Annotated in this window: 19 protein-coding genes; 3 read left to right on the top strand and 16 right to left on the bottom strand. The window is 64.5% G+C overall.

Annotated features, from left to right (window positions below; all coding sequences use genetic code 11):
- Positions 1-23: 23 nt before the first annotated feature.
- From IVA91_RS29940 to proB, 9 genes are all read right to left on the bottom strand, one after another.
- The gene (locus IVA91_RS29940; protein ID WP_247281226.1) at positions 24-530 is read right to left on the bottom strand and encodes an RNA pyrophosphohydrolase; all 507 of its coding nucleotides are present in this window, start codon (positions 528-530) and stop codon (positions 24-26) included.
- A gap of 80 nt (positions 531-610) precedes the next feature.
- Complete coding sequence (locus IVA91_RS29935; protein ID WP_247281225.1) at positions 611-1,852, bottom strand: divergent polysaccharide deacetylase family protein; 1,242 nt, start codon at positions 1,850-1,852, stop codon at positions 611-613.
- 144 nt (positions 1,853-1,996) lie between these two features.
- Positions 1,997-3,352, bottom strand: coding sequence for a S41 family peptidase (locus tag IVA91_RS29930; RefSeq protein ID WP_247281224.1), 1,356 nt, complete (start codon positions 3,350-3,352; stop codon positions 1,997-1,999).
- On the bottom strand, positions 3,349-4,671 hold the full coding sequence (locus IVA91_RS29925; protein WP_247281265.1) for a peptidoglycan DD-metalloendopeptidase family protein: 1,323 nt from the start codon (positions 4,669-4,671) through the stop codon (positions 3,349-3,351). Before IVA91_RS29925 ends, IVA91_RS29930 begins: the two co-directional genes overlap by 4 nt.
- A gap of 32 nt (positions 4,672-4,703) precedes the next feature.
- Positions 4,704-5,186: a 23S rRNA (pseudouridine(1915)-N(3))-methyltransferase RlmH gene (rlmH, locus tag IVA91_RS29920; protein WP_247281223.1), complete on the bottom strand. Its 483-nt coding sequence runs from the start codon at positions 5,184-5,186 to the stop codon at positions 4,704-4,706.
- Positions 5,187-5,283: 97 nt separating this feature from the next.
- Entirely contained in the window at positions 5,284-5,640 is a 357-nt protein-coding gene (gene rsfS / locus IVA91_RS29915; protein WP_024338888.1) for a ribosome silencing factor, read from the bottom strand.
- A 211-nt stretch (positions 5,641-5,851) separates the two neighbouring features.
- Positions 5,852-6,496, bottom strand: coding sequence for a nicotinate-nucleotide adenylyltransferase (locus tag IVA91_RS29910; protein ID WP_247281222.1), 645 nt, complete (start codon positions 6,494-6,496; stop codon positions 5,852-5,854).
- Positions 6,497-6,512: 16 nt separating this feature from the next.
- Entirely contained in the window at positions 6,513-7,808 is a 1,296-nt protein-coding gene (locus IVA91_RS29905) for a glutamate-5-semialdehyde dehydrogenase (protein WP_247281221.1), read from the bottom strand.
- A 212-nt stretch (positions 7,809-8,020) separates the two neighbouring features.
- The gene (gene proB / locus IVA91_RS29900; protein ID WP_247281220.1) at positions 8,021-9,142 is read right to left on the bottom strand and encodes a glutamate 5-kinase; all 1,122 of its coding nucleotides are present in this window, start codon (positions 9,140-9,142) and stop codon (positions 8,021-8,023) included.
- 195 nt (positions 9,143-9,337) lie between these two features.
- Between proB and IVA91_RS29895 the strand changes: the two genes are divergently transcribed.
- Positions 9,338-10,303, top strand: a complete 966-nt coding sequence (locus IVA91_RS29895; protein ID WP_247459918.1) for a Bug family tripartite tricarboxylate transporter substrate binding protein — start codon at positions 9,338-9,340, stop codon at positions 10,301-10,303.
- A 251-nt stretch (positions 10,304-10,554) separates the two neighbouring features.
- Here the strand turns inward: IVA91_RS29895 and IVA91_RS29890 are convergent, their stop codons facing one another.
- The 3 genes from IVA91_RS29890 to IVA91_RS29880 form a co-directional block, all read right to left on the bottom strand.
- A complete protein-coding gene (locus IVA91_RS29890) occupies positions 10,555-12,189 on the bottom strand; it encodes an alkaline phosphatase family protein (RefSeq protein WP_247281218.1) in 1,635 nt (544 codons plus the stop codon).
- 214 nt (positions 12,190-12,403) lie between these two features.
- Positions 12,404-13,444 (bottom strand): GTPase ObgE, encoded by a 1,041-nt coding sequence (obgE, locus tag IVA91_RS29885; RefSeq protein ID WP_247281217.1) that lies wholly within the window; start codon positions 13,442-13,444, stop codon positions 12,404-12,406.
- A gap of 84 nt (positions 13,445-13,528) precedes the next feature.
- On the bottom strand, positions 13,529-14,011 hold the full coding sequence (locus IVA91_RS29880; protein ID WP_247281216.1) for a MaoC family dehydratase: 483 nt from the start codon (positions 14,009-14,011) through the stop codon (positions 13,529-13,531).
- Between the two features lie 123 nt (positions 14,012-14,134).
- Here IVA91_RS29880 and IVA91_RS29875 point away from each other — a divergent pair, with 123 nt between their 5' ends.
- Positions 14,135-15,049: a DMT family transporter gene (locus IVA91_RS29875; RefSeq protein WP_247281215.1), complete on the top strand. Its 915-nt coding sequence runs from the start codon at positions 14,135-14,137 to the stop codon at positions 15,047-15,049.
- A 171-nt stretch (positions 15,050-15,220) separates the two neighbouring features.
- On the opposite strand, the gene IVA91_RS29870 is transcribed toward IVA91_RS29875, so the two are convergent.
- The 3 genes from IVA91_RS29870 to rplU all read right to left on the bottom strand — a co-directional run bounded on the left by IVA91_RS29870 (position 15,221) and on the right by rplU (position 16,724).
- On the bottom strand, positions 15,221-15,814 hold the full coding sequence (locus IVA91_RS29870) for a GNAT family N-acetyltransferase (protein ID WP_247279922.1): 594 nt from the start codon (positions 15,812-15,814) through the stop codon (positions 15,221-15,223).
- Between the two features lie 152 nt (positions 15,815-15,966).
- Positions 15,967-16,236 (bottom strand): 50S ribosomal protein L27, encoded by a 270-nt coding sequence (gene rpmA / locus IVA91_RS29865; protein WP_018643862.1) that lies wholly within the window; start codon positions 16,234-16,236, stop codon positions 15,967-15,969.
- A 101-nt stretch (positions 16,237-16,337) separates the two neighbouring features.
- Entirely contained in the window at positions 16,338-16,724 is a 387-nt protein-coding gene (gene rplU / locus IVA91_RS29860) for a 50S ribosomal protein L21 (RefSeq protein ID WP_247279921.1), read from the bottom strand.
- A 334-nt stretch (positions 16,725-17,058) separates the two neighbouring features.
- Between rplU and IVA91_RS29855 the strand changes: the two genes are divergently transcribed.
- Entirely contained in the window at positions 17,059-18,189 is a 1,131-nt protein-coding gene (locus IVA91_RS29855) for an ROK family protein (RefSeq protein ID WP_247279920.1), read from the top strand.
- 388 nt (positions 18,190-18,577) lie between these two features.
- On the opposite strand, the gene IVA91_RS29850 is transcribed toward IVA91_RS29855, so the two are convergent.
- A complete protein-coding gene (locus IVA91_RS29850; RefSeq protein WP_247279919.1) occupies positions 18,578-19,441 on the bottom strand; it encodes an alpha/beta hydrolase in 864 nt (287 codons plus the stop codon).
- Positions 19,442-19,644 lie beyond the last annotated feature (203 nt).

Raw genomic sequence — 19,644 nt, 5'->3', positions numbered from 1 at the left:
CGAACCTGGAACGGCAACTCGAATTATTGATCCGCCAGCGCGGAAAATTCCATCACCACGCGTTCATAGACCGGACGCTTGAACGGGATGATCAAGCCCGGGAGGTTCTTCATCGGCTCCCAGCGCCAGCTCACGAACTCGGCCTTGTGGCCGCCACCGCCGGGCTTTTCGACATTGATCTCGCTATCCTTGCCGGTGAAGCGCACCGCGAACCATTTTTGGCGCTGGCCGCGGTAGCGGCCCTTCCAGGTGCGCCCGGCCACCGTGCGCGGAATGTCGTAGGTGAGCCAGTCCGGCACCTCACCGAGCCGCTCGACCGAGCGCACGCTGGTCTCTTCATAGAGCTCGCGCTTGGCGGCTTCCCAGGTGTCCTCGCCGGGATCGACGCCGCCCTGCGGCATCTGCCAGACATGGGCGTCGTCGACATGCTCGATGCCGCCGGCGCGGCGGCCGATGAACACCAGCCCCTTCGTGTTGATCAGCATCACACCGACGCAGGTCCGGTAGGGCAGATCCTCGTAACGCGCCATTCCGCCAGACCCCTCGCATGCTGTTGTCGGTAGGACCTGATGCGGCCCGCCGGGCACCCGTGCCGTACCAATTCGTTGATTTAGCTGGATTTTGATTTCAGCATCGCGGTTGTCAATGGCACCAAAAGGATACCCCGGTCGCCCAATGTCTTGGTCCAGACGCCGATGCGCTCGATCGAGACGGGCAGGGCCGAGGCAGTGCCGACAGCGGCGCCGCGCTCGCGCGCCGTCGCTTCGAGCTTGTTCAGGGCGCGGTCGATCTCGGTCGGCGTCGGCACCACGTCGATCGCGATGTCGCCCTTCCCGAACGGCATCGCTTGGTTGGCCGCGGCCTGGGACGCGATACTGCGGGGTGAGGAGCCGTCGTCGAAGAAGCCGAGCCCGCGCTTGGCCGCTTCGCGGATGATCGGCTGCATCGCCGGCTCGGTCGCGATGAAGCGAGCGCCCATGAAATTGGTGAGGCCGGCATAGCCTTGCATCCGGCTCAGGTGCCAGTACAGGCGGTCCATGTTCTGATCGGTGCTGAGCGAGGTCAGCAATGTTTGCGGCCCGGGATCGTTGTCGGGGAAGTCATAGGGCTCCATCGGGATCTGGAGGAAGACCTCGTGGCGCTGGGCGCGGGCCCGCTCAGCAAGCTTGCCAGGGTCGGACCCATAGGGTGTGAAGGCCAGCGTCACCGCAGGCGGCAGCTTCATGATCGCATCGGTGGTCTTGGCGGCGCCGACCCCCAGGCCGCCGATCACGATGGCGACCACCGGCATCTTTGCGGCCTTGGCGCGGTCGGCATCGGCCGCGTAGACGTTGAACGGCTTCAAGTCCCCGGCGACCACCGGGATCATGCCGTAGCGCGACTTCTCCAGCAGTTTTGGTTCGATCCCGGCCATAACAGGCGGCGGTGCCGAAGCCGCCCCGCCCTTGTCGGTGGCCTCGCCAGCGCCGATCACGACGTCATGGCGTGCGCCGGTGGAGCCGTCGATCATGGTGACGGTCTTCTGCTCACTGGGAGCGGCCTGCTTCGGCGTCTCCTTGGTCCTGCTGTCCTGACCGTGGCCGGCGGCGGCCGGCTTCTCTTCGGTAGCCTTGTCCGCTGTCTTGTCCGTTGTTGTGTCCGTTGTCTTGGGCTCGCGGATCGCGATCCGCATCATCGGCTCGCCGCCGAGCGGATCCTTGTTGAAGATGGCGAAGCCGGCAAAGGTGACCAGGAACAGGAGAAGCAGGACGGCAAGCAGCTGCATGGCCGTAAACGGCAGCCGCAGCCGGCGTTTCCGGCGCGGCTTGTCCTGTCCGAGCGGGGCGCTCAGATCATCGGCCGTTTCAGTCATGCGCGATCCCGAATCACTCGCAACGACGATACCACGCCGAGGTCAAGCGGCGGCAGGCCGGGATCGGCCGGGGGCATCAGGAGTTCCAAGCAAAAAGGGCGGCTTTTGCAGCCGCCCTTTGCAAGAAGTTCGTGTGAGCCGATTCTAGTTCGCCGCTTTGGGCTTGTCGGCGGCGGCCTTGTCGCCGCCCGGCGTCGGTGCGGCCGAGGCGCTGTTCTTGATGCCGTGGAGCAAATCGTCGGCAAGCTTGAGCGCCTTGTCGTCCTTGGCGTCCGGCGGGACGTAGGACTGCGAGCCGGTCTTCTCGTCGCCATCGTTCTTGAGGTGGCCGCGCAGCGACGCCTCGCCCTTGGTGTCGGTGCGGGACTTCAGCTCGTCCGGCACGTCCTGAAGCACTTCGATGTCCGGCACGATGCCCTTGGCCTGGATCGACTTGCCCGACGGCGTGTAGTAGCGCGCGGTGGTCAGCCGCAGTGCGCCGTTGCCGCTTCCGAGCGGAATGATGGTCTGCACCGAGCCCTTGCCGAACGAGCGCGTGCCGACGATGGTCGCCCGCTTGTGGTCCTGCAGCGCGCCGGCGACGATCTCGGAGGCCGAGGCCGAGCCGCCATTGACCAGCACGATGACCGGCTTGCCCTTGGTGAGGTCGCCCGCATGCGCGGTACGGCGCTGGGTCTCCTCGGCATTGCGGCCGCGGGTCGACACGATCTCGCCCTTCTCCAGGAAGGAGTCGGAGACGGTGACCGCTTCCTCCAGCAGGCCGCCCGGATTGTTACGGAGATCGATGATGTAGCCCTTCAGCTTGTCGCCGATCTGGTTCGAGAGATTGCCGATCTCGCGCTTCAGGCCTTCGGTGGTCTGCTCGTTGAAGGTGGTGATGCGGATATAGGCGATGTCGTCGGCTTCGACGCGCGCGCGCACCGAGCGCACGCGGATGTTGTCGCGCACCAAGGTGACGTCGAGCGGATTGTCCTGGCCCTTGCGGATGATCTTGAGCTTGATCTTGGTGTTGACCGGACCGCGCATCTTCTCGACCGCCTGGTTCAGGGTCAGGCCCTGCACCGCCTCGTCGTCGAGATTGGTGATGATATCGTTGGCCATGATGCCGGCGCGCGAGGCCGGTGTGTCGTCGATCGGCGAGACCACCTTGATCAGGCCGTCTTCCATCGTGACCTCGATGCCGAGGCCGCCGAACTCGCCGCGGGTCTGCACCTGCATGTCACGGAAGCTCTTGGCGTCCATGTAGCTCGAATGCGGATCAAGGCCGGTCAGCATGCCGCTGATCGCGGATTCGATCAGCTTGGTGTCGTCGGGCTTCTCGACATAGTCGGAGCGCACGCGCTCGAAGACGTCGCCGAACAGATTGAGCTGGCGATAGGTGTCCGCGGTGGCGGCTCGCGCGCTGGAGCCCATGAACACGGCGCGCGGTTGGGTCACGAACAGCGTCAGCGCCGCGCCGGTGGCCGCGCTGAGGAGGATTACTGAAGTCTTGCGCATCATCCGCGAACCTTCTCGCCTTCATTTGCGGCCCACCATGGGCCTGGATCGATTGGAGTGCCGTCTTTGCGGAACTCGACATACAGCACAGGTTGACTCGCGTTAGTGGCGAGAATGGAGGCGACCTGAGAGGTCGACCCCATGGTCGCGACCGGCTCCCCCGTGAGCACAAACTGTCCGATGTTGACCGAAATGCGCTCCATCCCGGCGATCAGGACATGATACCCGCCCCCGGCATTGAGGATCAAGAGTTGTCCATAGCTGCGGAAGGGGCCGGCATAGACCACCCAGCCGTCACACGGCGTTGTGACCTGAGAGCCGGGCTTGGTGGCCAGTGAAATGCCCTTCTGGACCCCGCCGATCCCGTCGGAACCACCAAAGTCCCTGATCTTGTTACCATTCACCGGAAGAGGCAGGAGCCCCTTTGCCGACGCGAAGGCAATCGCGGGCGTGGTCCGGGACCGGTCCTTGAAAGCGCCCGGGCCGGACTTGGCGCTGGCGGCCGCCTTCGCCTCGGCCTGCTTTGCCGCTTCGGCCGCCTTCTCAGCGGCCTTGGCGGCGCTTTGCAGATCCTGCTCCATCTTGGTGATCAGGCCCTGGAGATCGCCGACCTGCTTTGACAGCATGATCGCGCGCGAATTCTCGGCGTCGAGGTCCTTTTCCCGCGCCGCCTGCTGGCGCTGCCGCTCGTCGACCAAAGCAGTGAGCCGGCTCTGGTCGTTGCGAACCCGGTCGCGGTCGAGGGCGAGCTGGTCGCGTTCGGTGGCGATGTTCTTGCGCAGGGCGACGAGCTCGCCGAGGTCGCCGGCGATCTTCTCGGCGCGGCCGCGCAACTCCGGCACGACGGCGCCCAGCAGCATCGCGGTGCGCAGCGACTGCAGCGCATCTTCGGGGCGCACCAGCAGCGCGGGTGGCGTGCGCCTTCCGGCGCGCTGCAAGGCGGCCAGCACTTCGACGATGTCGGCGCGGCGCGAATCGAGCGAGGCGCGCATCTGTTGCTCGCGGCCGTTCAGCGTCCGCAGCCGGGCTTCGGCTTCGTCGATCTTGGTCTCGACGGTGCGCACATTGGCGGCGGTGTCGATCAGCTGCTGATTGAGTTGAGTGCGGTCCTGGCCGAGCGCGGTGATCTCGGCCTTGAGCTTGGCCTGCGCTTCCTCCGCGCTCTTCTGCCTGGCGCGCGCGGCCTCGAGCTCCTGCTCGCGCTGCTTGATTACATCGGGCGAGACAGCCGCGGTCTGCGGCGGCGTCGCCGTCTGAGCGTGCGCGAGGCTTGTGCCTGCGAGGCCAGTGATCAGCAGCAGGTTGAGAATCGGCGCACGCATCTCGTCGGCAAAGGTGCTCGTTGTGGCGCGCATCACGCGCGGTGATAGGGGTGGCCGGCCAGAATGGTGGCGGCCCGATAAAGCTGTTCCAGAAGCATGACGCGGACCATTTGGTGCGGCCAGGTCGCAGAGCCGAACGCGATCGCGAGCTTGGCCTTACGGCGCAATTCGGGCGAAAGTCCGTCCGCCCCTCCGATCACGAAGATAGTATGTCCGGCGCCTTCGTCCCGCCAGCGCGCCAGATGCCGTGCGAATACGGTGGAGTCCAGATTCTGACCGCGCTCGTCCAGCGCCACCAGGACCGCCTTCTCCGGAATATGGGCCGAGATCGCCGCGGCCTCTTCAGCCATCCGCGTTGCTGCGTCGCGCGCCCGGCTCTCCGCAAGTTCGTAAATCGAGAGGTCGCGAAATCCGAGCTTGCGGCCGGCCTCGGCGAACCGCTCGAAATAGCGATCGGCAAGCTCCCGTTCGGGGCCCTGCTTCAGCCGGCCCACCGCAATGACAGCAACACGCATGATGGCTTCAGCGTCGTGTTTTCAAGGTCGCGCGCATCAGACGCGCGCACGACGCTAGCATGCGCGTCAGCCGATTCGAAATCGGCTCGTCAGGCCTCTAGATCGCCTTCGCCGCCCCTGGGCCCTGCGTGTACAATCGCTCGAGATTGTAGAACTCGCGGACCTCGGGTCTGAACACGTGCACGATCACGTCGCCGGAATCGATCAGCACCCAGTCGCAATTGGGCAAGCCCTCGACATGGATGTTCTTGATGCCGTTTTCCTTGAGGCTTTTGGTGACGTTTTCCGCGATCGCGCCAACGTGCCGGTTAACCCGGCCGGTGGTAACGATCATGTAGTCGGAGTACGCCGATTTGCCGCGAAGGTCGATTGTGACCGTCTCTTCCGCCTTCATGTCCTCGAGGCGGGAGAGGATCAGGCTCAGCGTCTTGTCGGCGTCGGGTTGCGCCTTCAAGGCAGCTTTGGACGATGTTTTACGCGTAGGCTTAGCAACCTTGGGTAAAACAGACTTGGACAATACAGATGTGGCCAGGGACCATTCCTTTCACTGTATCGCGAACGCCGAATCCGGCGCTCACCGGTTACACTACATCATGTGGGGTTAAGGGTTTCAATATGCCAGAGAGCCTCAAATCCACACACTCCGTCTCACTTCGTACCTTTTCTCACTTCGTACCTTTCCAGCTCCCGTCCGGGTTCCGCAGGCCCGTCGACGAGAGATTCAGCTTCAATCCGGTCAGGAACACCCAGGCCGGCGCCGGCCGATCCGCAAGCAGTGCCGCCTTATTCTCGGGCAAGCGGTAGCGCGCCAGTGCCTTGGCGGCAGGAGAGGCGAGGGCACGAAAACTTTGCGGCGGGCGATCGATGACCGCAATCGGCACCTGGGCGGCGATCCGCCGCCAGTCCTGCCAACGGTGGAATTGAGCGAGGTTGTCGGCGCCCATGATCCAGACAAAGCGCAAGCCGGGTAAACGGCGGCGCAAGATGTTGATCGTGTCGATAGTGTAGCGCGTGCGAATGACGGATTCGAGACAGCTCACCTCGATCCTGGGATCGGCCGCGACGTCACGCGCCGCCTGCATGCGCGCGCCGACCTCATGCAGCGTGCCGTTCTCCTTGAGCGGATTGCCTGGCGTCACCAGCCACCAGACGCGATCGAGCTGTAATCGCTTCAGCGCGAATTGGCTGATTGCGCGATGGGCCTGGTGCGGCGGATTGAACGAGCCGCCGAGCAGGCCGACGCGCATGCCCTGGGTGTAGGGCGGGATCGCTTGCGCCACGAAGCGCGGCACGACGAAATTGTTGCTCAATGCCCGCCCCGAGCGGCTACGGCCGCGTCTGCCCGGTGCCGAGGACCCGGTATTTGAAGCTCGTCAGCTGCTCGGCGCCAACAGGTCCGCGGGCATGGAAGCGGCCGGTGGCGATGCCGATCTCCGCACCGAAGCCGAACTCGCCGCCATCGGCAAACTGCGTCGAAGCGTTGTGCAGCACGATCGCGGAATCGACCTCGCTCAGGAATTTCTTCGCGGCGACCTCGTCCGCGCTCACGATGGCGTCGGTGTGATGCGAGCCGTGGTTCCGGATGTGCGCGATCGCGCCGTCGACGCCGTCGACCACTTTCGCTGCGATGATCGCATCGAGATATTCAGTATTCCAATCGTCTTCGCTGGCAGGCTTTACGCGTGCGTCGGTCTTCTGCACCGCATCGTCGCCGCGCACTTCGCACCCGGCATCCAACAGCATCTCGACCAGCGGCTTCAGGCTCCTTGCGGCTCCCGCACGATCGACCAGCAGCGTCTCGGCGGCGCCGCAGACACCGGTGCGGCGCATTTTTGCGTTGAGCACGATCGATTTTGCCATGGCGAGGTCGGCGCTGGCATCGATGTAGACGTGATTGACCCCTTCGAGATGCGCGAACACCGGCACGCGCGCTTCCTGCTCGACGCGCGCGACGAGGCTCTTGCCCCCGCGCGGCACGATCACGTCGATCGCGCCATTCAATCCTGACAGCATCATGCCGACCGCCGCGCGGTCGCGCGTCGGCACCAGCGTGATCGCGGCTTCGGGCAGGCCGGCTTCGCGCAGGCCTTGCACCAGGCATTCATGGATGGCGCGGCAGGAGCGGAAACTGTCGGAGCCGCCGCGCAGGATCACGGCATTGCCGGACTTCAGGCACAGCACGCCGGCATCGGCCGCAACATTCGGCCTGCTCTCGAAGATCACACCGACGACGCCGAGCGGCACGCGCACGCGCTCGATGGTCATGCCGTTCGGCCGCTGCCAGCTTTCAGTAACGACACCGATCGGATCGGCAATGCCGCGCACGGTGCTGATGCCCTCCGCCATCCCTGCGACGCGCGCCGGCGTCAGCGTCAGGCGGTCGATGAAGGAGGCGGTCGCGTTGCCGGAGGCGCGGGCTTCAGCGACGTCCTCGGCATTGGCGGCGAGGATCGCCGCAGCGTTGCCGCGGATCGCCCGCTCCATGGCTTCCAGCGCCCGGTTCTTCTGCTCCGGCAGCGCCAGCGCGAGCACGCGCGCGGCTGCGCGGGCACGGGTACCGAGATCGGACATCAGCGCCTGGAGATCGGCATTGCCGTCAACGGCTTTGAGGGGGGCGGCCATGGGAGTCAACCTTCTGCTAAGGCGGTGTCCTAGCACGGAAATCCTGCGTCTGCGAAGGGCGGGGACGGTATGGCTGGTCTCCCGGCGAACTGGTGCAACAAGGCCATTGGCCCAACCGCGATGTCATGGCCGGGCTTGACCCGGCCATCCACGCCTTTTGCGGCTCGAAGAACGTCGATGCCCGGGACAAGCCCGGCCTGACGGCAAAGGCCTTAACCGCCCACCACCAGGTCGTCGCGGTGGATCATCTCCGACCGCCCGCTGATGCCGAGGATCGCCATCACGTCCGGGGACGAGCGGCCCTTGATCCGCTCGGCGACTTCGGCGTCATAGGCGATCAGGCCGCGGCCGACCTCGCTGGCATCGGGACCGCGCACGATCACGGCGTCGCCGCGGGCGAACTGGCCCTCGACCTTGATCACGCCGGCCGGCAACAGGCTGGCGCCGGCGCGCAGCGCCGTCACCGCGCCCGCATCGATGGTCAGCGTGCCCTTCGGCTCCAGCGTGCCCGCGATCCAGCGCTTTCGCGAGGTGATGGGATTGGCCGGCGTCAGAAACCAGGTGCAGCGGCCGCCATCGGCGATGGCCTGGAGGGGGTGCTCGATCTTGCCGGAGGCGATCAGCATGTGCGTGCCGCCCGTGGTGGCGATCTTGGCCGCCTCGACCTTGGTGCGCATGCCGCCGCGCGATAGCTCGGACTCGGCGTCCCCGGCCACCGCCTCGATCTCTGAGGAGATGCTCTCGACCACAGGAATGAGTGTTGCGTTCGGGTTGTTCTTGGGCGGAGCATCGTAGAGGCCATCAATGTCGGACAGCAGCACCAGCAGGTCGGCGCTCGCCATGGTGGCGACGCGCGCGGCAAGGCGGTCATTGTCGCCGTAGCGGATCTCGTTGGTGGCCACCGTGTCATTCTCGTTGATCACGGGGATGGCGCGCCATTCCAGCAGCTTGCCGATGGTGGAGCGCGCATTGAGATAGCGGCGGCGCTCCTCAGTGTCCTGAAGCGTCACCAGGATCTGGCCGGCTTCGATGCCGTGCGCGCCGAGCACTTCCGACCAGATTCGCGCCAGCGCAATCTGGCCGACGGCGGCGGCGGCCTGGCTCTCCTCGAGCTTCAGCGGGCCGCGCGGCAATTTGAGGCGGCTGCGGCCGAGCGCGATCGAACCGGAGGAGACCACCAGCACATCGCGGCCCTCGCGGTGCAGCTTGGCCATGTCGTCCGCCAGCGCCGCGAGCCAGGACGCGCGCACCTCACCCCTGTCGGAATCGACCAGCAGCGCGGAGCCGACCTTGACGACGATACGGCGGAATTGACTGAGTTCGGGGCTGGCCATGTGGGTAGATGTGTTGGCGCTGGATGCGATTGTTCGGAAAACGGCGGAGCAGACGGCGCCGATGAGCCCTGCTTTTGCAGCAGGACGGTGACGGGCGCAAGGCAGCCGCCATGGTAAACGGCGAATGTCGGCCTTGTGTCGGGCGTCCGCCCGGCTCTAATTGCGGTCAACGATAAAGGGCCGAAGAGGAAACGAATGGATCGCCGCAAATTCATGGCCGGATGTCTCGGGCTGCCGCTGCTGGCGCAGGCGGGTGGGGCGCAAGCGCAGGCCGGGCTCACAAAGATCATCTTCCCGTTCGCAGCGGGAGCAGGCGGCGACACGCTGTGCCGGCTGATCGCGCTGGAGATGGCGCCGGTGCTGCAACGGACCCTCGTGGTCGAGAACCGCACCGGCGGCGACGGGCTGATCGGCATCAAGGCGGTCAAAGGCGGCAGTCCCGACGGCAGCATGGTGCTGGTGACGACGGGGCCGACCATGTATCTGCTGCCGATGGTGGAGACGACGCCGAGCTTCGACACGGCGAAGGACTTCTTGCCGGTGTCGCTCTTGGCGCGGTTCGAATTTGCGCTGGTGATCAACCCGGCGGTCGACGCCACTGATTTCAAGAGCTTTGTGACATGGCTGAAGGCGCATCCGGACAAGACCTCGTTCGGGGTGCCCAACAATGGCACCATCCCACATTTCATGGGCTCCAAGCTCGAGAAGGACCTCGGCATTCCCCTGACCCGCGTGCCCTATCGCGGCAGCGCACCCATCCTCAACGACATCGTCGGCGACCACATCTCGTTCGGCATCACCACGTTGGCCGATGCTCTGCCGCAACATCGTGCCAAGGGCGTGAAGATCATCGCGGTCGCGAGCGCGGAACGATCGCCGTTTGCACCAGACGTTCCGACGCTGAGGGAGAGCGGCATCGATCTTGTCGCCGACGCCTGGTACGGCATGTGGCTTCCGGCGGGCAGCCCGCAGGAGTTCGCGAGCAAGCTCGGCGCCGCCGCGCGCGCCGCGCTCGCCAAGCCCGAGGTGAAGGAGAAGCTGACGGCGATCGGGCTCATTCCGGTCGGGTCGACACCGGAAGGCTTGACGAAAGAGCTCGCAGCAAGCATCGCGTTATGGCAACCGATCGTGAAGGCGACGGGATACAGGATCGAGAATTAAGGCGTTGCTCGCACAACGCACCCCGCCGTCATGGCCGGGATTGATTCGGCCATCCATGCGCTTCCGCGCTCGACGCAAGACGTGGATGCCCGGCACAAGCCCGGGCATGACGAGCTGAGCGAGCAGCGCGCTCTCTATCCCTCATCCTGAGGCGCCGCAAAGCGGCGTCTCGAAGGATGAAAGGCCCGCGCTGTCGCAGCGAGGCCTGCATGGTTCGAGACGGCGCTTCGCGCCTCCTCACCATGAGGGGCTTAGAGCTTCCCTCGCTGCGCAATGCCGTCCTTGATCGTCGCCAGTTCGGCTTCGTCCCAGACGCCGATCAGAATGCCGCCCTTCACCTGGAGCTGGTTGTCCGCATAGGCCGCGATCTTCTCGCGCGGCGTCGTGATGTGGTCGTTCGGATGCAGCGCCCAGTCGAACAGCTCGGCCTGCAACCGCGCGATGATGCCGGCGCAACCGGGGTCATCGCCGCGGTCCACAAATTCGTCCGGATCGGTTTCGAGGTCATACAGCATGGGGCGGAAGCCGGAGGCGTGGATATATTTCCAGCGGCCGTCGAACACCATGAACAGGCGGCAGCGCTCGATGGGCTGGTTCAACTTCAGCCGCACATCCTGCATGGCGTAGTCATATTCGGAGAACGCCACACTGCGCCAATCTGATGGCGTGCGGCCGCGCAGCAGCGGCAGCAGCGAACGCCCTTCGAGAATGTGTCCCGGCACCTTGCCACCGAAATAGTCGAGGAAGGTCGGCGCGAGGTCGATCGCCTCGACCAGTGCATCGCTACGTGTGCCGCGCGTGGCGTCGGCCTCTTGCGACGGATCGATCACGATCAGCGGAATCTTCGCTGATTGCTCGTGGAACAGGTCCTTCTCGCCCATCCAGTGATCACCGAGATAATCGCCGTGATCGGAGGTGAACACGATCATGGTTGTCTCCAACAGGCCGCGCGCCTCCAGGAACTTCATCAGCACGCCCATCTGGTCGTCGATCTGGGTGATCAGGCCCATATAGGTCGGGATCACTTTCTCGCGGGCATCGTCGCGCGCCATGTTGCGGGAGTAGCGCATGTCCATGTAGGCGCCGAACACCGGATGCGGATTCTGGCGCTCGCGCTCGGAGCGGATCACCGGAATCATGTCTGACGTCGAATACATGCTGGCGTAGGGCTCTGGCGCGATATAGGGCCAGTGCGGCTTGATGTAGGACAGATGCAGGCACCACGGGCTGCCATCGGTCTCGGCCTCGGTGATGAAGTCCATCGCACGCCGCGTCATGTAGGGCGTCTCGGAGTGCTCGTCCGGCACGCGCGCGGCCTTGTCGGCATGCACCAGCAGCCAGCCGTTCTGCAACGAGCCGTCGTCGGCCGCGCCGGAATTGGCCCAATGCTCCCAAGGATTAGTAGCCTCAAAGCCCTGCTGGCGCAGATATTCATCGTATTTCGGGCGCGGCCGACCGGTCGGGTGCAGGCCGTCATCACGCTCGTAAGGTTCAAAGCCGCATTCGGAGACATGCACGCCGATGACTGATTTCGGCGGGATGCCGAGCGCCTTCATGCCTTCCAGATCGGGCGCCATGTGGGTCTTGCCAACCAGCACGTTGCGCACGCCGATCTTGTTGAGGTGATCGCCGAGCGTGGGCTCGCCGACGCGCAAGGGCCAGCCATTCCAGTGCGAGCCGTGCGAGCGCATGTAGCGTCCGGTGTAGAACGACATCCGCGACGGACCGCAGATCGGCGACTGCACGTAGGCCTTGGTGAAGAGCACGCCGCGCTTGGCCATGGCGTCGATGTTGGGCGTCTTCAGCGTGGGATGGCCGGTGCAGCCGAGATAGTCATAGCGAAGCTGGTCGCACATGATCCAGAGAACGTTCTTCGCGCCCGCCATGCGTCTCGCTCCTGACTTCGTTTGCTGGATATTGCGCTATCGATGCCGCGAAGAAAACCTCTCCCGAAGGGAGAGGTCGGCATCGGCCGACCTTGGCGGCCGTACTTAGCAGAACGCCGAAGCAAGCTTCGGCTACGGCGCCGGGTGAGGGGTCCGCTCTCTTGTCGGACGTTGGCCCGCTGCGCAGAGGTGTGGAGGGAGCGCGTCGCTCTCCTCAAGCCGACCACGGCTCCGCTTCGGCGGCGCTCTTGGCCTTGGCGGAGACCGGGTTCTCGCCGATCACGTCGGCCAGCGCGCGCAGCGCTTCCTTGACGCCCTGGCCGGTCACGGCGGACAGCAGCAGCGGCGTCTTCTTGGCGGCGCGCTTCAAGCGGTCCTTCTGCTTTTTCAATTCGTCCGGCTCGACCGCATCGATCTTGTTGAGCGCGACGATCTCGATCTTGTCCGTGAGCTGGCCGCCATAGGCATCGAGCTCGGTCCGCACCGTCTTGTAGGCCTTGCCGGCATGTTCGCAGGTCGCGTCGACAAGATGCAGCAGCACGCGGCAGCGTTCGACATGGCCGAGGAAGCGGTCGCCGAGACCGGCGCCTTCATGCGCGCCTTCGATCAGACCCGGAATGTCCGCCAGCACGAATTCGCGGCCGTCGGCATTCACGACACCGAGCTGCGGATGCAGCGTGGTGAAGGGATAGTCGGCGATCTTCGGCTTTGCTGCGCTGACCTTGCTGAGGAAGGTCGACTTGCCGGCATTGGGCAGGCCGACGAGTCCGGCATCCGCGATCAGTTTCAGCCGCAGCCAGATCCAGCGCTCCTCGCCGGGCTGGCCGGGATTGGCGTTGCGTGGGGCGCGGTTGGTCGAGGTCTTGAAATGCGCGTTGCCGAAGCCGCCATTGCCGCCCTCGGCAAGGACGAATCTTTCGCCGACCTTGGTGAAGTCGTGGATCAGCGTCTCGCGGTCTTCGTCGAAGATCTGCGTGCCCATCGGCACTTTCAGCACGATGTTCTTGCCATTGGCGCCATGGCGGTCCGAGCCCGAGCCATTCTCACCCTTCTGGGCTTTAAAATGCTGCTGATAGCGATAGTCGATCAGCGTGTTGAGGCCATCGGCGACCTCGATAATGACATTGCCGCCGCGGCCGCCATTGCCTCCGGAGGGGCCGCCGAATTCGATGAACTTCTCGCGGCGGAACGCCACGCAGCCGTTCCCGCCGTCACCGGAGCGGATATAGACCTTTGCTTCGTCGAGGAATTTCATGGGCCATAGGTAGGCCAGCCGATCCCGCGCGGCAACCCGAACTTCTCCGTCAATCGGCCGAATTTCGGCGATTTTGCCCCGTGCTTAACCCGCTGGTCGCCGCCGGATCAGGAATTTCTGCGTGCCCTCCAGCACTAGCTCCTTGCGCTGGTTGAACACGGTGCTTCTGAGCGTCACGGCGCCGGTCGTGCGCCCCGGCACCAGCTCGGTGATTTCAAGCGTGGGATAGATGGTATCGTCGGCGAACACGGGCTTGAGGAACCGGCTTGATTGCTCGAGGAAGCCGACCAGCGACTCCTCGACCATGAACGGAAACAGGCCGGCCCCTGGCGCGGTGTGAATCAAGGTCTGAAAGCCGTGGGCGAGCAGATGCGGCATGCCGCGGCTGCGGCAATATTCCACGTCGTAGTGCACCGGATGAGTGTCGCCGCTCGCGGTCTGGAACGCCGCGAACACGGCGGACGTCTGGGTGCGGCTGGGCAGCACGAAGCGCTCGCCGAGGACGAAATCCTCAAACCAGCGTTGCGTGGGGATCATGCGGTGCTGGGAGGGATCGAAGTCGGTCATGCGCTACACCATTCGGAACGGACCCGGTGCATGATCCCTATCGCGCTCCGCGCAGTGCGACAATGCGTTCAATTCACCAGAGGTGGACTTGTCCGGCGCGCCCACGCGATTAAAACGACGCAAATGCCCTTCTTCAAGTCTCTCTCCGCCTATGACGACCGCTCGGCACGGCTCGCCGGCATCGCCTTGATGGTGCTGTCGATCTTCCTGTTCTCGTTCGGCGACGCCATGGGCAAGTTCCTGGTCGGCACCTATTCGGTGGGGCAGCTCTTGTTCCTGCGCGCCTGCGCGGCGCTGCTCTTGCTGTCGCCGCTGATCTGGCGGCAGCGTCGCCAATTCCTGGAGCTGGAGCGGCCGCGGCTGCAGCTGTTTCGCGTCGTGCTGTCGACGCTGGAGGTGGCCGCCTTCTTCCTCGCGACCGTCTATCTGCCGCTCGCCGACGTCATCACTTATTATCTGGCCGGCCCCATCTTCGTCACCGCGATGTCGGCGATCTTTCTGGGCGAGCGGGTCGGCTGGCGGCGCTGGACCGCGATCCTGATCGGTTTCTGCGGCGTCTTGATCGCGCTGCGGCCATCCGCGCAGACCGTAAGCCTGCCGGCGCTGATCGCGCTCGGCGGCAGCCTGTCGTTTGCGACGCTGATGCTGATCACGCGCAGCCTGCGCAAGACGCCTGACATCGTGATGGCGTCCTCGCAATTCATCGGCACGTTTTCGCTGGGGGCCGTGCTCTCTGCATTTCACTGGGTGCCGCCGACATCGGGCAGCCTCCTGATCTTCGCACTGGCGGGATGCGTCTCGGTCACCGCGCTGTTCTGCGTCAACCGCTCGCTCAAGCTCGCGCCGGCCAGCGTCGTGGTGCCCTACCAATATTCGATGATCGTCTGGGCCGTGATCTTCGGCTTCGTCGTGTTCGGCGACGTGCCTGAGGTCGCAACGCTCGTCGGCGCAGCCATCATCATCGGTGCCGGGTTCTATATCTACTTGCGGGAGCGCGATCTCGGGCGTGAAAGCGCAGAAGTGAATCCGCCGGCTTGATCCCCACCCTCCCCTGGAGGGGGAGGGTCGCTACGCATGCAGCGAAGCGCAATGCGTAGCGGGGTGGGGTGACGCTCTCTCCGCATTGAACGCTACCCGAGTGGGGAGATCACCCCCCGCTCGCGCTTCGCGCGATCGACCCTCCCCCTCCAGGGGAGGGTGATTCGCCCACTACCTCACCCGCCTTGCACTGCTCCAGCTTTTGAGCGACGCCCACACGCCGCGCGACAGGCGGAAGCAATCGACGGGCGTGGACGATCCAAGCGCCAGGAAGCGGTGCAGCTGGACGCCGCTCCACTGGAAGCCGCACTTCTCCAGTACCTTGCGCGAGGCCGGGTTGGTGACGCGCGCGCCGGCATAGAGCTGGTCGTCCTCGAACTCCTCGAAGAAGAAGTCGATCGCGCCGCGCGCGGCCTCGGTGGCAAAGCCCTGGCCCCAATGCTCGACGCCGAGCCAGTAGCCGAGCTCGGCATTGTCCGGTGTGGAGCAGTCGATGCCGACCATGCCGATCGGCCCAGAATCGTGCTCGATCAGGAATACGGTCTCGCTGCCGAGCGCGGCGGTGGCGCGGATGAATTCAACAGCGTCATCCTGCGAATAGGGATGCGGGAGGCGGCGGGTGTTTTCTGCGATGCGGCGGTCGTTGGCGAGCCGCGCGATGGTCCTGACGTCGGCCAGTGTCGGCCGCCGCAACGTCAGCCGCTCGGTGGCGACGACGCTCGGTCTCGCCTCCTGCAAGGTCACGCTCGAGAAATCCTGCAACATGTCCGGCTCCTGGAAAGTCACTAATTCCAAAGTGAGTAAGTCAAAGAAAAGGGGAGGCCGGTTTCCCGCCTCCCCTGGAGCCTTCGATCACTTGATCTCTAGGACTCCGCCGGTTTGGTCAGGACCCGGCGGACTCCAATTTGGTCCACCGTCTATTCAGCCGCCTCAGCGATCGGGAGCACCGATACGAAGGTGCGGCCGTTGGCTTTGGCCTGGAACGCAACACGACCCTCGACCTTGGCGAACAAAGTGTGGTCCGTGCCCATGCCGACATTAAGGCCGGGGTGCCAGGTGGTGCCGCGCTGACGCGCAATGATGTTGCCGGGGGTGACGATCTCCCCGCCGAACGCCTTGATGCCGAGGCGCTTGCCCTTCGAATCGCGTCCGTTACGCGATGAACCGCCTGCTTTTTTGTGAGCCATGGCTCGTCTCCGAAATCCTACGTATGTCTAGATCAATTCCTTGACGGAATCATTTCACGATTTCTCACGCATCAATTCGTGAATTGGCGTGATCAAATCTTTTATTCGGCGGCTTCCTGTGCGGACTCCTTGGCCACCTTCTCCTTCTTCGGACGCGGGCCCTTGGTGGGCTTGGCGCCGTCCGTCAGGATCTCGCTGACGCGCAGCACCGTGATCTCGTCGCGGTAGCCGCGCTTGCGGCGCGAGTTCTTGCGGCGGCGCTTCTTGAACGCGATGACCTTCGGTCCGCGCTTGTGGTCGAGCACCTCGACCGCAACGGACGCGCCTGCGACCGTCGGGACGCCCAGGACCGGCGTGTCGCCGCCGACCACCAGAACGTCATTCAGCTGCACGATCGAGCCGACTTCGCCTTCGATCTTGCCTACTTCGAGAACATCATCCGGCACGACGCGGTATTGCTTGCCGCCGGTTTTGATGACTGCGAACATCGTTTTTTCCTTCGTGTTCAATCCCGGCCTCGCGACGAGAAGCGTCGGGGCCGGCTTTTTGTCAGTCGCTACGGGTTTATGCGAGTTTTGTGCGGGCGGGACTTATCCCATTGAAAACCCACGCAAAAACGAGCGGCGCGAGAAACGCCCCGCGCCGGTTGTGGGACTTATAGCCGCCGGACGCCGCAAGTCAAGGAAAACCGCCGAAAACGGCCAGGATTTGAAGGATTTTGGGCCCGTTGCGGTGCTTGGGCTGAATCTGCGGCCGGCTTGCAACCAACGAGTTCCCTCCCCGTTGTGTCCTCGCAAATCGAACACGCGGGCAAGGGCTATCATGGCAACAGACGAGCTGGTCAAGACGACGGGCATCGCCCAGCACGGGGCGAGCCGCCTGCCGTCGGTCGACGTCGACAGCTTCAACATCGAGATCAAGGACGACGAGGGCTTTCTGGGCGATCGCGCCAGCAAGGGCGCATTTCGCGAGATCCTCGAAGAGTGGCGCAAACCGCTTCGCAAGAGCGGCGAGGATCCCTTCGGCGACGAACCGTCCGACAAGATCAGCAAGAAGGTCCTCGATGCCGTTCTGGTCGGCGACGATACCGAGGCCACGGCCGTCGTGCACAGCGCGATCGAGGATTTCGCGCAGGAGCTCGCCTACGTGACGCGGCGGTTCCTCAAGACCAAGGCCTGGGCCAAGACCGAGTGCATCGTGGTCGGCGGCGGCTTTCGTGCGAGCCGGCTCGGCGAAATCGCCATTGCCCGGGCCGAGATCATCCTCAAGTCGGAAGGCTTCAAGGTCGATCTGGTGCCGATCCGCTTCGATCCTGACGACGCCGGCTTGATTGGAGCCCTGCACCTTGCGCCGTCCTGGATTTTCGAGGCCTATGACAGCATCCTCGCGGTCGATATCGGCGGCACCAACATCCGCTGCGGGATCGTTGAGACGCGCTGGAAGAAGGCGCCCGATCTGTCCAAGGCCGTCGTCTTCAAATCCGATCTGTGGCGCCATGCCGATGATGAGCCGAGCCGCGAGGCCGCGGTGAAGCGGCTCGTCAAGATGCTCGAAGGCCTCATCGAGGATGCCGAAGCCGAAGGCTTCAAGCTCGCGCCGTTCATCGGCATCGCCTGTCCCGGAGTGATCAACGCGGACGGCTCCATCGAGAAGGGCGCGCAGAATCTCCCGGGCAATTGGGAGAGCAGCAAGTTCAACCTGCCGGCGAGCCTCACCGAAGCCATCCCGCAGATCGGCGAGCACGACACCGCGATCCTGATGCACAATGACGGCGTGGTTCAGGGCCTTTCGGAAGTACCGTTCATGCAGGATGTCGACCGCTGGGGCGTCCTCACCATCGGCACCGGGCTCGGCAATGCGCGCTTCACCAACCGCCGCAAGGACAACGGCAACGGCAAAGACCGTGATTCCACGGAGAACGGGAAGAAAAAGGGCAAGGACAACAAGGAGTAACCTTGACTGGCAAGGTTAAGGGGCGGATTGCGTTGCGCCATGCCGGCTGCGCGCTACCGTCGAACCGTCGCTTCACTCGGCCGGCGAAGCCGCCCTTCCTGGCCAGTATTTCAATGAGCGGCATCGGGACCGCCAGTGTTTACCGCGTCTGGCGGTCCCACCCCGTTTTTGGAAGTATATGCGATCAGACGTAGCTCGGGCTTGCCCCCGCTTCTCCCGCAAGCGGGAGAGGCCGACGCGCTCGCAGAGCGCGGCGGGTGAGGGTTCTCGCCGCGTCGGGACGTCCTCAGCAATCCAACAATCCCATTGCGGAAACACCCTCTCCCCGACCCTCTTCCGCAAGCGGGAGAGGGAGTGCACCTCCATCATCGCACGAGCTCCCCTTGATTCAGCTCCAGCCGATGCGCTGAAAGAACGCCGCGATCTCCGCAGCCGCGCGCTCCGGATCTTCCCGATGTGGGAAGTGCCCCACGTCCGGAAACATCGCCAGATCGAGCTCGCTGAAGGTTTCCCCGAGCCGATCGGTCCAGGCATAGGGAAACAGCGGGTCGTGCTCGGCCCAGCGCACGCAGGTCGGCACATTGATCGGCGGCAGGCGCGGCGCCTCACCCTTCATCATCGCGACGCGCCCGGCATGCGAGGCGCGATAATGCGCAAAGCCGCCGGCGAGATTGCCGTCCTTGAGGAAGTTGTCGGCGAAGGCGTCGAGCACGTCGTCGAAAGCACTCTTCCGGTGCGCCCAGCCTTTCAGGAAGTGGCCGATGTAGAGCCGGCAGGTCTCGCGGCTGGCGCCGACGAGGCTGGCTGCCATCTCCATCTGGTGAAAGGACTGGTACCAGATGTGGTTGAGCCGGTCGGGCGCCACCATGCGCGGCCCGATGCCGGGATAGACGAAATCGAAGAAGAGCAGCCCGGCGAGCCGCGTCGGTGCCCGCCGGGCCAGGGGCTGCATCACGGCGCCACCGACGTCATGACCCACGACGCCGAATCGCTCGATGCCGAGCCGGTCCATCAGCGCCAGCATGTCCGCCGCGTGGCCATCCGGCCCGTAAGGGCCGTCAGGCTTGTCGCTGTCACCGAAGCCGCGCAAATCGGGCGCGATCAGCATGAAGCGGTCCGAAAGCCGCATCATCACCGGCTCCCAGGTCAGCCAGAATTCCGGCCAACCGTGCAGCAAAAGCAGCGGTTGGCCCCGCCCGGCGCGGACCAGGTGGAAATTGGCGCCATTGGCGGGGACGGTCAGATGCTCCACGGCGGTTCCTTTCGGAATGCAGCAGCGTTTTCGAGCGAAGTGACACCAGTTGGCGTCAAGAAAACGCGTCAAAACTAAAATCTAAAGCTCCGTTCCGATTCACCGGAGCGGAGCTCCAGGCCAAGAGATGAAACAGGCGGCGGATTTTCGCCTTTCGCGCCTTGTCTGGCCGGCCATCCTCGCCTATTACACGCCCCGACCAC

It is taken from the genome of Bradyrhizobium sp. 153 (genome assembly GCF_023073835.1).
Classification (GTDB): domain Bacteria; phylum Pseudomonadota; class Alphaproteobacteria; order Rhizobiales; family Xanthobacteraceae; genus Bradyrhizobium.
The sequence above is the reverse complement of the archived record's forward strand: the minus strand, read 5'-3'. Positions and strand labels throughout refer to the sequence as shown.

Excerpts from the sequence above, each read along its gene's own strand:
- IVA91_RS29940 (WP_247281226.1), bottom strand. The coding sequence starts at position 530 with ATGGCGCGTTACGAGGATCTGCCCTACCGGACCTGCGTCGGTGTGATG.
- IVA91_RS29935 (WP_247281225.1), bottom strand. The coding sequence starts at position 1,852 with ATGACTGAAACGGCCGATGATCTGAGCGCCCCGCTCGGACAGGACAAG.
- IVA91_RS29930 (WP_247281224.1), bottom strand. The coding sequence starts at position 3,352 with ATGATGCGCAAGACTTCAGTAATCCTCCTCAGCGCGGCCACCGGCGCG.
- IVA91_RS29925 (WP_247281265.1), bottom strand. The coding sequence starts at position 4,671 with ATGCGTGCGCCGATTCTCAACCTGCTGCTGATCACTGGCCTCGCAGGC.
- rlmH (WP_247281223.1), bottom strand. The coding sequence starts at position 5,186 with ATGCGTGTTGCTGTCATTGCGGTGGGCCGGCTGAAGCAGGGCCCCGAA.
- IVA91_RS29905 (WP_247281221.1), bottom strand. The coding sequence starts at position 7,808 with ATGGCCGCCCCCCTCAAAGCCGTTGACGGCAATGCCGATCTCCAGGCG.
- proB (WP_247281220.1), bottom strand. The coding sequence starts at position 9,142 with ATGGCCAGCCCCGAACTCAGTCAATTCCGCCGTATCGTCGTCAAGGTC.
- IVA91_RS29895 (WP_247459918.1), top strand. The coding sequence starts at position 9,338 with ATGGATCGCCGCAAATTCATGGCCGGATGTCTCGGGCTGCCGCTGCTG.
- IVA91_RS29890 (WP_247281218.1), bottom strand. The coding sequence starts at position 12,189 with ATGGCGGGCGCGAAGAACGTTCTCTGGATCATGTGCGACCAGCTTCGC.
- obgE (WP_247281217.1), bottom strand. The coding sequence starts at position 13,444 with ATGAAATTCCTCGACGAAGCAAAGGTCTATATCCGCTCCGGTGACGGC.
- IVA91_RS29880 (WP_247281216.1), bottom strand. The coding sequence starts at position 14,011 with ATGACCGACTTCGATCCCTCCCAGCACCGCATGATCCCCACGCAACGC.
- IVA91_RS29875 (WP_247281215.1), top strand. The coding sequence starts at position 14,135 with ATGCCCTTCTTCAAGTCTCTCTCCGCCTATGACGACCGCTCGGCACGG.
- IVA91_RS29870 (WP_247279922.1), bottom strand. The coding sequence starts at position 15,814 with ATGTTGCAGGATTTCTCGAGCGTGACCTTGCAGGAGGCGAGACCGAGC.
- rpmA (WP_018643862.1), bottom strand. The coding sequence starts at position 16,236 with ATGGCTCACAAAAAAGCAGGCGGTTCATCGCGTAACGGACGCGATTCG.
- rplU (WP_247279921.1), bottom strand. The coding sequence starts at position 16,724 with ATGTTCGCAGTCATCAAAACCGGCGGCAAGCAATACCGCGTCGTGCCG.
- IVA91_RS29855 (WP_247279920.1), top strand. The coding sequence starts at position 17,059 with ATGGCAACAGACGAGCTGGTCAAGACGACGGGCATCGCCCAGCACGGG.